Source organism: Poseidonibacter parvus, from assembly GCF_001956695.1.
In the GTDB taxonomy this organism is placed as follows: Bacteria; Campylobacterota; Campylobacteria; order Campylobacterales; family Arcobacteraceae; genus Poseidonibacter; species Poseidonibacter parvus.
This window is the reverse complement of the sequence record NZ_CP019070.1, coordinates 535,240-547,453: the sequence shown is the minus strand read 5'-3', so window position 1 is coordinate 547,453 and position 12,214 is coordinate 535,240. Positions and strand designations below refer to the sequence as shown.

Annotated in this window: 14 protein-coding genes; 3 read left to right on the top strand and 11 right to left on the bottom strand. The window is 27.8% G+C overall.

Going from position 1 to position 12,214, the window contains the following annotated elements; all coding sequences use genetic code 11:
- Nucleotides 1–54: 54 nt before the first annotated feature.
- The 4 genes from LPB137_RS02695 to LPB137_RS02680 are packed head-to-tail and all read right to left on the bottom strand — an operon-like array spanning nucleotide 55 to nucleotide 3,004.
- A complete protein-coding gene (locus LPB137_RS02695; RefSeq protein WP_076084060.1) occupies nucleotides 55–837 on the bottom strand; it encodes an ABC transporter permease in 783 nt (260 codons plus the stop codon).
- Nucleotides 838–866: 29 nt separating this feature from the next.
- Nucleotides 867–1,586: an ATP-binding cassette domain-containing protein gene (locus LPB137_RS02690; protein ID WP_076084057.1), complete on the bottom strand. Its 720-nt coding sequence runs from the start codon at nucleotides 1,584–1,586 to the stop codon at nucleotides 867–869.
- Nucleotides 1,587–1,591: 5 nt separating this feature from the next.
- Nucleotides 1,592–2,551 carry a PQQ-dependent catabolism-associated beta-propeller protein gene (locus LPB137_RS02685; protein ID WP_076084055.1) on the bottom strand — a complete coding sequence of 320 codons (960 nt, stop codon included), beginning with the start codon at nucleotides 2,549–2,551 and terminating at the stop codon, nucleotides 1,592–1,594.
- Nucleotides 2,552–2,584: 33 nt separating this feature from the next.
- A complete protein-coding gene (locus LPB137_RS02680; protein ID WP_076084052.1) occupies nucleotides 2,585–3,004 on the bottom strand; it encodes a cupredoxin domain-containing protein in 420 nt (139 codons plus the stop codon).
- Nucleotides 3,005–3,131: 127 nt separating this feature from the next.
- On the opposite strand from LPB137_RS02680, the gene LPB137_RS02675 reads away from it, so the two are divergent.
- Nucleotides 3,132–4,280: a type 1 periplasmic-binding domain-containing protein gene (locus tag LPB137_RS02675; RefSeq protein ID WP_076084049.1), complete on the top strand. Its 1,149-nt coding sequence runs from the start codon at nucleotides 3,132–3,134 to the stop codon at nucleotides 4,278–4,280.
- Nucleotides 4,281–4,285: 5 nt separating this feature from the next.
- On the opposite strand, the gene LPB137_RS02670 is transcribed toward LPB137_RS02675, so the two are convergent.
- The 3 genes from LPB137_RS02670 to LPB137_RS02660 all read right to left on the bottom strand — a co-directional run bounded on the left by LPB137_RS02670 (nucleotide 4,286) and on the right by LPB137_RS02660 (nucleotide 6,721).
- Nucleotides 4,286–5,008, bottom strand: a complete 723-nt coding sequence (locus LPB137_RS02670) for an ABC transporter ATP-binding protein (protein ID WP_076084046.1) — start codon at nucleotides 5,006–5,008, stop codon at nucleotides 4,286–4,288.
- 1 nt (nucleotide 5,009) lies between these two features.
- Nucleotides 5,010–5,687, bottom strand: a complete 678-nt coding sequence (locus LPB137_RS02665) for an ABC transporter permease (RefSeq protein WP_228144682.1) — start codon at nucleotides 5,685–5,687, stop codon at nucleotides 5,010–5,012.
- Between the two features lie 65 nt (nucleotides 5,688–5,752).
- Nucleotides 5,753–6,721 (bottom strand): ABC transporter substrate-binding protein, encoded by a 969-nt coding sequence (locus LPB137_RS02660; RefSeq protein WP_076084040.1) that lies wholly within the window; start codon nucleotides 6,719–6,721, stop codon nucleotides 5,753–5,755.
- 148 nt (nucleotides 6,722–6,869) lie between these two features.
- Here LPB137_RS02660 and pedF point away from each other — a divergent pair, with 148 nt between their 5' ends.
- Both pedF and LPB137_RS02650 read left to right on the top strand, forming a co-directional pair.
- Complete coding sequence (gene pedF / locus LPB137_RS02655; RefSeq protein ID WP_076084037.1) at nucleotides 6,870–7,286, top strand: cytochrome c-550 PedF; 417 nt, start codon at nucleotides 6,870–6,872, stop codon at nucleotides 7,284–7,286.
- Between the two features lie 9 nt (nucleotides 7,287–7,295).
- Nucleotides 7,296–8,156 (top strand): substrate-binding periplasmic protein, encoded by an 861-nt coding sequence (locus LPB137_RS02650; RefSeq protein ID WP_076084034.1) that lies wholly within the window; start codon nucleotides 7,296–7,298, stop codon nucleotides 8,154–8,156.
- Between the two features lie 21 nt (nucleotides 8,157–8,177).
- Here the strand turns inward: LPB137_RS02650 and LPB137_RS02645 are convergent, their stop codons facing one another.
- From LPB137_RS02645 to LPB137_RS02630, 4 genes are read right to left on the bottom strand one after another with little or no spacing between them, the layout of a single operon-like run.
- Entirely contained in the window at nucleotides 8,178–9,614 is a 1,437-nt protein-coding gene (locus tag LPB137_RS02645) for a leucyl aminopeptidase (RefSeq protein ID WP_076084031.1), read from the bottom strand.
- Complete coding sequence (locus tag LPB137_RS02640; RefSeq protein WP_083657075.1) at nucleotides 9,615–10,214, bottom strand: M15 family metallopeptidase; 600 nt, start codon at nucleotides 10,212–10,214, stop codon at nucleotides 9,615–9,617.
- A 42-nt stretch (nucleotides 10,215–10,256) separates the two neighbouring features.
- Nucleotides 10,257–11,324 carry a class II fructose-bisphosphate aldolase gene (gene fbaA, locus LPB137_RS02635; protein WP_076084028.1) on the bottom strand — a complete coding sequence of 356 codons (1,068 nt, stop codon included), beginning with the start codon at nucleotides 11,322–11,324 and terminating at the stop codon, nucleotides 10,257–10,259.
- 18 nt (nucleotides 11,325–11,342) lie between these two features.
- Nucleotides 11,343–12,152, bottom strand: a complete 810-nt coding sequence (locus tag LPB137_RS02630) for a foldase protein PrsA (RefSeq protein ID WP_076084025.1) — start codon at nucleotides 12,150–12,152, stop codon at nucleotides 11,343–11,345.
- Nucleotides 12,153–12,214 lie beyond the last annotated feature (62 nt).

Genomic DNA, 12,214 nt, shown 5'->3' with positions numbered 1-12,214 from the left:
TATAGCCTGAATATAGGCAAGAAAAAAAGTAGTGTTTTTTACTAAATAAGAGTCCTATCTTTTTAGTACATTCTTAGTGTTATATCCTATAAAAGCGAGTGTTAGTGTAATTATAAAGATTCCTAAAATAATTAAAAAAGTATTTAAATCAAATTTTAAATAAAGTGTAAATCTTACAAATTCAACTATATAAGTAAATGGATTTAATACACAAACTTCATATAAAAACAAGCTAGAATCCTTTATCTTCCATAATGGATATAAAGCTGAAGATAAAAAGAACATTGGAAAGATTACAAAGTTCATAACTGAAGCAAAATTTTCAAGTTGTTTTATAACAGAAGAGATAAATAAAGCAAAAGCATTCAATATAATTGAAGTAAATAAAATCACAGGAATTACTAGAAAATATCCTAAAGTTGGAATATCAATTCCATATAAAAAAGCAATAAATAAAAATACTGTAGCTTGAATTGTTGAAACTATACCAGTTGCAAACATTTTACAAAATAGAAGATATGACCTTGAAATATTTGAAGTTAAAAGTATTTTCATAGAACCCATTTCTCTATCAAAAATCATAGCTAAGGAGCTTTGCATTCCATTAAAAAGTAAAATCATTCCAACAAGACCAGGCACAATGTATGTTTCATAAGTTATATATGTTTCATATGGTGGAATAATTGCAAGGCCTAGTGCTGATTTAAATCCAACTGAAAAAATAAATAGCCAAAGTAAAGGTCTTACAAGTGCTGAAAAAAACCTACTTTTTTGTTTGATAAATCTTAATAATTCTTTGTAAATAATTCCTAAGGCACAGTAATATAATTTTCTCATTTCTCATTTCTCTACTTTCACTTTTGCTTTTACTTAGTTAAGTATTCAAAAACTTCAGTTAATGAATCTTTGTTGTTTTGTTCAATTACATCTTTTACAATTCCACTTGCAATTATTTCACCTTTTTTGATAATAGCAACATCATCATTTTCATTTATTTCATCAAATAAATGTGTAATCCATAAAACAGAAATTCCTCTTTTTTTTACAATATCTTTTACATAAGAGATTATTGAGTATCTACTTTTTATATCAAGACCTGAAGTTGCTTCATCTAATAAAAGTAGTTTAGGATTATTTATTAAAGCTCTTAAAATCTCAACTCTTCTTCTATGACCACCATTTAAAGCACGAACTTTTACATCTAATTTTTCTTCTAATTCTAATGTTTTTAGTTCATCTTTTATTGAATTCATTGTTTCTTTAAAAGATATTCCTTTTAAAGAACCATAAAATATTAGATTTTGTTTTACAGTCAAATCTAAATCAAGTGTTGGTTCTTGAAAAACAATACCGATATTTTCTAAGGCTTTTTTATAATTTGAAAGAGGAAAAGAGTCAATCAAGATATCACCATCTTGAAGTTTAAGCAATCTAGTAATTAGTGCAAAAAGAGTAGATTTTCCAGCACCATTTAGTCCAAGAAGGACTAAGAATGATGCTTGTTTTATATTTAGATTTACATTTTTTAAAACTAAATCTTTATCATATTTATAAGAAACATTTTTTATTTCAAGTTGATTTGTCATTTGACCTACTTTGTTGGTTTAACTGCAATTCCCCATGGGAATCTTCCTACTTTTACTGTTTTTTCAACTTTTAAAGATTCTACATCAATAATTGATACATCTGAACTAACACCATTAGTAGTATACAGTTTTGTTTCATTGTTTGCCAAGTCTAATTGCCAAACTCTTTTACCAACTAACAAATACTTAATAACTTCATAAGTTTTAGCATCAACTACAGCTACATGATTTGCAGGCCCAAGGGCTACAAAAGCATATTTCCCATCGCTTGTTAGTTTAATACCAACTGGCTGAATTTTGTCTTTATAAATACCTGGAATTTTAAAAGAAATTTTACCAAGTGATTCTTTTGTTTTTGTATCAAGAATGATTACAGTTCCACCAATTTCACTTGATGCCCAAACTTTATCTCCAGTTTTTGAAAACTCAATATGTCTAGGTCTTTCATCTACTAAAGTATTATGTACAATTTCTTTAGTTTTTGTATCAATCCAATGCAAAAAGTTAGATGTTTCAGATGAATTAATAGCTACAGATCCATCAGGACTTACAGCCATACCTTCAGGCTCAATTCCAACTTCAATTTGTTTTATAACAGTTTTATTTACAGTATCTACAACTGTTACAATACCATCATCTTCATTTGAAATATAAAGTTCAGTTCCATCTGGGTGTAATGAAAACTGTTCTGGATCTTCTCCTGAAGGAAGATTATATAAAATCTTCCCAGTTTTAGTATCCATTGCTTGAACAGTATCATCATCACTTGCACAAATATATAGTTTTGAATAATCTTTTGTAAGAGTTATTCCTCTAGGTCGTTGACCTACTTCATAAGTTTTAACAACTTCATTTGTAACTGAATCAATTACAGAAATAGTATTGTCTTTTTCATTTGATACAAATATTGTATCTGCAAATAGAGCTGAGCTTAAAATAGTGACTAATCCAATTTTCTTTAGCATTTTTTATCTCCTTAAATATTTTATTAACAATTTTTATTCAACTATAATAATAGCTCTTTCTCTATCACTTTTAGCAGTTGGTAAACCTAAAGTAAAAGTTCCAGGTTTAATTGGAATAAATGTAAGTTCAATCTCACCTTCATCATCAAATTCAAAACTATCAATTCCTAATGGTCTTACTTCAATATCATTAATAGATACTTGATTTACCCAGATATTTCTAAAAAATTCAGCTCCAACAATTGGAACTTCTCTTGAACCATCACTTTTTAAAACTAACTTGTAGTACTTACCTGCTTCTAATTTATAAGGTTCTGTAGCTAATGGTTCACCTGCACTAATATTAATAGGTGCTAATGTAGTTCTTGAGTGTAATAAACCCTTTAAATTCTTTGCACTTGCAAACTCTGCTGTTATAAATACCATCATTACTAACATTGCAATTTTTTTCATTTTCTATCCTTAATTTTTTGATTATGAAAGTGTAGTAAATAATTATAGCCTGAGTTTAGCAATATATATTTTGCTAAACTGAAGCTATAAAAATAATATATACTAAAAGAAAAAAGAAGGGAACTCTATGAAAATAGTACTATTTTTGACACTTTTATTTTCATTTATAAAAGCAGATATTCTAGAAACAAATATCTTATACTTAGAACAAAAGATAAAAAGACCTCCTGTTTTATCAAATGTAATTAAAATTCCGGATGATTTAGGAATACAAGGAGCTAAAATTGCTGTAAAAGATTCAAATAAAACAGCAAGGTTTTTAAATCAGAAATATAATTTAATTGAAAAGATTTCATTTGATAAAAAAGATTTATTATCTTCACTTGAAAAATTTATAAATGAGAAAAACTCTTTTGTTTTATTAAAAGTTGAAGATGATTTTTTACAAGAGCTTATAAATAATCCTTTATTTAAAAAAGCAGTATTTTTTAATATTGCAAATAAGAACTCTGATTTTAGACAGAACTTATGTCAAACAAATCTTTTACATACAATTGCATCAAATGCAATGTTATATGATGGATTAGTTCAATTTTTGGTAAAAAGAGATTTTAAAGATATCTTTTTAATTTCAGGAACAAAGCAAAAAGATTTACAAATTACAAAAGATATTAAAAGAGCCGTAAAAAAGTTCAATGCAAAAATTGTAGAAGAAAAGCAATGGACTTATGATGCAGATATTAGAAGAAAAGCTGCTGATGAGATTCCTGTATTTACACAAGCTAAGGATTATGATGTAATAGTAACAGCAGATAATTATGGAGATTTTGGAGAGTTTATTTATTTTAATTCTTGGCTTCCAAGACCACTTGCTGGAACACAAGGACTAACGCCTAAAACCTGGCATAAAGTAATTGAACAATGGGGTGCAGCTCAAATGCAAAAAAGGTTTGAAAAGTTTGCTTCAAGATGGATGGAAGATGAAGATTTTGCCGCTTGGATTGCTATTAGAACAATTGTTACAAGTATTACTAAGACAAAAAGTAATGATATGAAAACTGCTTTAAATTTTATTTATTCAAAAGATTTTGAATTAGGAGCTTATAAAGGAAGAAAATTAACATATAGAGATTTCAATGGACAAATTAGAATGCCAGTTGCTCTAGTACAGCCAAATGCACTAGTATCAACATCACCTCAAGATGGCTTTTTACATCCTACAAATGATTTGGATACTTTAGGTATTGCATCTTATCAAGTTGCGTGTAAGAAGTAAAAATACTAACTTATATCTCCACTTAATATTTTTGGATATTTTGACAAGATATTCTCTTTTATTTGCTCAATTTCTAAAGAGTCTAAATTAGAAGAGAAATCTTTTTTATTTTCAAAATCTAAAATAACCTTCATAGGTTTTGAATCTAAAAAAACAATTCTTTTTGATAAAGTAATTGCTTCTTTTAAATCATGAGTCACTAATATAACTGTAGGTTTATACTTCTCGTAAAACCTCATAAAGTCATTTCGTAAACTCTGAGCTGTTGGATGATCAAGAGAGATAAAAGGTTCATCAAGTAATAATACTTCTGGTTTATTTATAAAAGCACGTACAAGTGCAACACGTCTTTGCATTCCTCCTGAGAGCTCTTTTGCATATGAGTTTATATAATCTTTTAAACCTACTTCAATTAATGCATTTTTAATCTCTTCTTCATTTTTTGATATAGAAACTAACATGATATTTTCAAAAACACTAAGCCATGGAATGATTCTTGAGTCTTGAAACATTACACCAATATTACTCTTAGAGATATTTTCATTATCAAATAATATAGAACCTAAATAGTCATCATCAATATTTGAAACTATATTTAAAAGTGATGTTTTCCCACATCCTGATGGTCCTATGATAGATATAAATTCGCTTTTGTTAATTTTTAATTTAAAGTTATCAATTATTTTATTTTCTTGATATTTTTTTGAATTTATATTTATACTTAACATCTTATCTCCACTTGTTTGCTTTTTTCTCTAAGGGTCTTAAAATATATGTTTCAATTAAAAGTATTACAATAATAAAAGCCATAGAATAAGCCATAATACTTTCAATATCAAAAAACTGAAAAAACATAGACAACTGAAATCCAATACCTGAACTTCTTCCTAATAATTCAACTACTAAAACTATCTTCCAAATAAGTGAAAGCCCAGTTCTAGCACTAGCCATTATATATGGGTAAATTTGAGGTAAATATATTTTTGTAAAAGTATCATACTTTGAAACTTTATAAACTTGAGCTATTTGCATATATTTTAAATCAATTGTTCTCGCACCTTCTCTAATTGTAACTATTACAGTTGGAACTTTGTTTAAAACAACAGCTAATAAAGCTGCAAAATCTGTTAAACCAAACCAAATATAGCAAATAATTATTGTTACAAGTGCTGGAATATTCAACCCAATTACTAGTAATGTATCTAAAGAATTATCAATTCTTTTATATTCCCCCATTAAAATACCAAAGAAAACTCCAATACTCATTGCAATGAAAAATGTAATTGCAACTCTTGATAAAGTAATACCTAAATGATAAAAAAGCTCACCTTCACTTATATGATAAAAAAGGCTTTTAAATACAGAAACAGCTGTTGGAAATGTATCGGAAGATATAAGTAATGCCAATGTTTGCCAAAGGATAAATATAGTTAAAATTGAAAGGAATCTAGTTTGACTTGGCATTTTTTATTTTACCACTTAATATTTGGAGTAAAATCCCAAAATATTTTTTCATCTAAAAACTTACTTTTTCCTACAAGTTTTTCTCCACCTTCCTTATATAAAATATCAAATACTTTTTTTGAACTTTCAATATGTTCTTTATTAAAATTCTTTACAGTACCATTTATATATCCATTTTTTAAAGCTTCAAACATTTTCTCATTTTTTACTTTCATTAAAGGTTTTATTCTAATCCATTCTTCACTTGAAGTGCTTAATAGCTTTTTTGTTTCATATGAGGCTTGTAAAAAACTATTAATAGTTTTCATGTTTTTTCTTCCATAATCACTATTAAATGTCCAACCAATTAAAGGAATATCACTATTAATATTAAACTCATTAAGTATTTCTTTTACACCTAACAGTCTTTTCATTTTTTTTGAATCTAGTTTGGCATTGAAATGCCAGAAATTAATTGCAGCACTCAAAGATTTATCAAGCATCTTTTTATATAAAATAGGAGGTGCCGCAAATACAGGTTCTAGCATATTTTTTAAATCTTTATCATACATCTTTTTTGAATAAGCTCTAAATAACAACCATGTTTTATCTACACTTCCACCTGCAATTCCTAGTTTTTTATCTTTTAAATCTAAAATAGAATTTATTTTCTTATCATTTACATATAAAGCTCCAACTGCTTTAGAATAAGGATAAAAAGAGATATCTTTATTAGAAGCTTTTTGTCTATTTACCCAAATCCAATCATTTACAATAACATCAACACTATTAGATTGTAAAGCAATTGACACTGCATTTTTTGAAGCTAGTTTTACTACTTCTACTTCAATTCCATATTTTTTATCAAAGTTATTATGTTTTAAAACTTCTAATTCCCAATTTACAGTTCCAAAAGCTAAAACACCTATTTTGATTTTTTCATTTGCAAAAAGATTTATAAGTGTAGCAAATAATATAATTATTAGTTTTAATTTCATAATTATTCCTTCTTTATTTTCAATATTGTAATGCAAGAAAATAGCCTGATTATAGCGCTATTTTTTTCTATATAATCGCTATAATCAAGCTATAAAATAAATATATACTTTCAACATCTTAAAAAAATATCAAATAAAAAGGATAAGTATGAAAAGTTTAAAAAAAGTTGTATTAGTTGCATTAGCTACTTCTACATTAGCATTTGGTCATGGAGACGTTGTACCACATTCAGTAGAAACTAAAGGTTTAGCAAATGTTGCAGATGATGTAATAGTTAATCCATTTAGAGGAAATGAAAAAGCAATAGAAATTGGGAAAGGTGCTTATAATACTAACTGTGCAAGATGTCATGGTTTAGGTGCAGTTTCAGGTGGTGTTGCTCCTGATTTAAGAGCATTAGATGCAGGGGATGATGATATTGATGAATATTTTGTTACTAAAGTTATAGAAGGTGCTGTTAGAAATGGTAATGTATATATGCCTCCATTTGGAGAAGTATTATCACCAGCTGCAATTTGGTCAATTAGATCATGGGTTGAAACTTTACCAACAGATGATTTATAAGATTTAATCATGTTATATAAAATTACATTTCTAATCATTTTACTAATATCAAACCTAAGTGCTAGATCTCTTGAAGAAATCCAAGAATCTGGCGATATTATAATAGCTGTATATGAGAATTTCCCTCCTTATTCATATATTGAAAACGATGAACCAAAAGGTATAGATATAGACCTTGGTAAGCAAATTGCAAAATCAATAGGTGTAAAACCAACTTGGTATTGGACAGGTTCAGATGAGACTTTAGATGATGATTTAAGAAATGTAATTTGGAAGGGGCATTTAATTCACAAAACAAAAGCTGATGTGATGCTTCGTATTCCTTATGATTATGAATTTATTAGAGAAAAAGACAAAAGTACAGGTGAATTAAACAATGATCTTGTAGTTATGAAAGCACCTTATCATACAGAAAGATGGGTAATAGCAACAAATAAAGAAAAAATTCCTGAAATAAATACACTTGGTGTTTTTATGTACAACAAAATAGGTGTTGAATTAGATACTTTGCCTGACGCTCATTTAACATCATCATTTATGGGAAAACTTCGTAATAATGTAGTTCATTATCCTTCAATACTTACAGCAATAGAAGATTTAAAAAGTGGCAAAATCCAAGCAGTAGCGGGCTTGAAGTCACAACTAGAACAACAACTAAAATTTAATCAAAACAAAGACAAATATTTTATGACAAAAAAAATAGATTATGTAAAATCTAAATGGGATATAGGTATTGCTGTAAGAACTGATTTTAGACCCCTAGGATATGAAATTGAGGGGTATATTGAAGAATATATAAGAAGTGGTACTTTAGAAAAGATATTTAATAAGTATGATGTTAATTATGAAATTCCTCTTGCCTTACAATAAAGATAAATAGTAGGAATCCTACTATTTATCTAAATTTCTTATAAAATCTAATGTTAATCTAACTCCAGCTCCAGTTGCTCCAAATGAGTTATATCCCCATGGTGATTCAGTATATGCAGCACCTGCAATATCTAAATGCAACCATTTCTTTTTATTCTCTTTTTTGATAAAGTTATCTAAAAATAATCCAGCTGTAATAGATCCTGCTGCTCTTGTATTTGTAGAATTAACAAGATCTGCAATTGAACTTTTTAATTCTTTTGGTAAATATCTATTAAATGGAAGTACTCCAATTAATTCACCTGAAGTGTTTGCTGCTTTTTGCATTTTATCTTTTAGCTTATCATTATGTCCCATAGTTCCAATCATTTGATTTCCAAGTGCAACTACAACAGCACCTGTTAATGTTGCATAATCAAAAATATAATCAATATCTTTTATTTCATCTTGTGCATAACATAAACAATCAGCAAGAACCAGTCTACCTTCTGCATCAGTATTTCTAACTTCAATTGTTTTACCATTCTTTGCAACTAACACATCATCAGGTTTATAAGCATCTCCACCTATCATATTTTCAACTGCTCCAATGATTCCATGAACTTCATAATCAAAATTTAAAGCTTTTAAAGTATTCATAATTCCTAATACGGCACTTCCCCCACCTTTATCACATTTCATAGAAACCATACTTCCACCAACTTTTAAGCTTAAACCACCGCTATCATACGTTAAACCTTTTCCAACTAGTACAATCTTACCTTTTGGTTCTTTTGGCTTATATGATAGGTGTATAAGCTTTGATTCGTGTCTTGAAGCTCGTCCAACATTATACATTGCATTCATACCATTTTTAAGAAGATATTCTTCTCCTTGAATAATACATTGTAAGCCATTTTCACTTGCAATATTTTTTGCATCGTTTGCCATTGTATCTGGGAAATAATCTTCAGGAGGAGTATTGATAATATTTCTAACCATATTTACACTTGCTGTAACTGCTAAGCTTTCATCTAATTGTTTTTGAAGTTCATCTTTATCTTTTTTTGAATTTGTTGTAGAAATAGTAATTTCAAGTTTTTTTTCTTTTTTCTTAGCTGATTTATATTTAGTAAATTCATATGCACCTAAAATTAAACCTTCTACAATTTCGTCTATTTTTAACTCTTTTTCATCTTGAATTAAATCAAACTTTACACTTTTGATATTTAATTTTTTAATTGATCTAATTGCAGAACTGAAACATAGTTTTAAATCTTCTTTTTTTAATTTTAATGTTGAAACATAAAACTTGTTTTTATTTGCATCAAAGAATGTATCAAATGATTTTAAATCAAATGATACTTTTTTAAGAAGTTTTTGCTCTTTTTTTTCTAATTTTTTTAAATCTTTTACTACTACTAATTCAATATCGCAATCAATATTACTTAGTTCTTTTTTTGATAATTTAATATTCATTTATTTTCCTTTTCTTTTGTATTCAAAGTGTTGGTAATCTTTGATTGTAATCCAATCTCCACCCCAACTCCATCCATATTTTTTAAATATCTTAACAGCTTCATCATCTTTTAATAAAATAGCTCTATCTTTTAAAGTATTCTCTTTATACACTCTTTTTCTATATTTTAAGGACTCTTTATGAGAAATATAGCCCTTTCTTGAAATATAAGGATTTTCAATAGGATTAATATCTATTGCTTTTCCATAAGAATGATTTGACCATTTTTTTGTACCTGCAACTACACGACAGTTATAAGCTGATGTGTTATTTGCTTCAATTGATTTCCAATCATCATTATTGTAATTACTTACTAATTTCATTTGATAAATTGGGTATTTTATTTCATATAACTCTTTAAATATTTTTTCTACATTTGAAGAGATATCTTTATGAACTAAAAGTTCCCCTATTTTATCTTTTCCATCATATCCTAGATGTTTAATAGAAAGAAGTTTTAAATCTTTAAAGGGTACTGGACAATTTTTTTTTGAACTATTTTGATAAGCTTGTGAAGAAGAAAGGAATATAAATATGATTAAAAAAAAGTATTTTATCATAGATATATTCCTTTTATATGTTTTAATTTTTATCTAGTTTTTTTAGTTTTTGTTTAAACCATTTAAATCAGAAAATGCTATTTCAAGTCTTGCAATCATTGATTCTTGTGAAGCTCTTAACCATTTTCTTGGATCATAATAAGATTTATTTGGCTTATCTGGACATTCTGGATTTCCAATTTGACCTTGTAAATAAGCATGATTTTTCTCAACATAAGATCGCACACCATCCCAAGTTGCCCATTGAGTATCTGTATCAATATTCATTTTGATAACACCATAATCAATTGCTTCTCTAATTTCAGATAGTTCAGAACCAGAACCACCGTGGAATACAAAATCAACAGGTTCAATTTGCGTTCCATGTTTTTCTTGGATAAATTTTTGAGAATTATCTAAGATTTTTGGAGAAAGTTGAACATTTCCTGGCTTATATACACCATGCACATTTCCAAATGAAGCTGCTATTGTAAAGTTAGGACTTACTTTACTTAACTCTTCATAAGCATATGAAACTTCTTCTGGTTGAGTATATAAAAGTGCGTTGTCAACATCAGAGTTATCAACACCATCTTCTTCTCCACCTGTGATTCCAAGTTCAATTTCAATCATCATATCAAGTTCGTTCATTGTTTTAAAATATTCAACACATGTTCCAATATTTTCTTCTAAAGGTTCTTCACTTAAATCTAACATGTGAGATGTATATAAAGGACGACCTGTTTTTTCAAAGTGTTCTTTTCCAGCTTCTAATAAACCATCAATCCAAGGTAAAAGCTTTCTAGCTGCGTGATCTGTATGTAAAATAACAGGAATACCATAAGCTTTTGCCATAGTGTGAACATGGTTTGCACCAGAAACTCCACCTAAAACAGCAGCGTCAGAAGTCTTTAAACCCTTACCTGCATAATACCCTGCTCCACCATTTGAAAACTGAATTATTACAGGAGAGTTAACTTTTGCAGCAGCTTCTAAAACTGCGTTAACTGAATCTGTTCCTACAACATTTACTGCTGGAATGGCAAACTTATTTTCTTTTGCGTAAGCAAATAATTTCTTTGCTTCACTTCCAGTTAAAACTCCTGCTTTTACTATTTCTAATACACCCAAAACTAATCCCCTTAAAATTTATTTAATTACAATTTTTGCTGTTTTTCTTAATTTGTCAGAAATCTCTTTTACACTTTTATTGTAAGCATTTCCTACTAACATTTGTGCAATATTACCTTTTACTTCATTAAAAGATAATGACTTACCAGCTGTTTTATCTTTTAAATAAATAACATGGTAACCAAATTGTGTCTTTACAGGTGTTTTTGAATAAGAGTTTTTATTTAACTTATTTGCTGCTGCTGAGAATTCTGGTACCATTTGATTTGATGGGAATTTACCTAAATAACCACCTTTAACACCAGTTGGTCCAATTGATTTAGTTTTTGCTAAAGATGTAAATTTTGCAGATTTATTTGAAGCACTATTAATTTGCTTAATAATACTTTTAGCTTCATTTTCAGTTTTAACTAAAATATGACTAGCTTCTAATGTTGTTGGAACTACAAAGTTTGCTTTATTTTTATCATAAAATGATTTAATTTCAGAATCACTTGGTTTATGCTTTGCTAGTTCATTTTTTTGCCAAACTTGAAATGCTAAATCTTGTTTCATTTTACTCAAAGCGTCTTTATATGCTTTATCATTTTCAATTCCATCTTTAATAGCTTGTTTTGCTAAAAGCTTTTTATTAATAATTTGTTCTAATACTTGCTTTTGCGCATTTTTTGGTAATTTTGAAAAATCAATTCTTGGATCTTGTAAAACTAAAGCTACATCAGCTTTTGTAATTTTATCTCCATCTACTGACGCATAATAATCAGCTGCGTTTAACGATACAGTAGTAATTGCTAAAGTTGCTACTAAACTTGAAATTATTTTTTTCATTTTTTTCCTTGTAAGTTTTATTTTTGATTATTTTATCAATTTTAAGTTAATAGTAGGTTAAC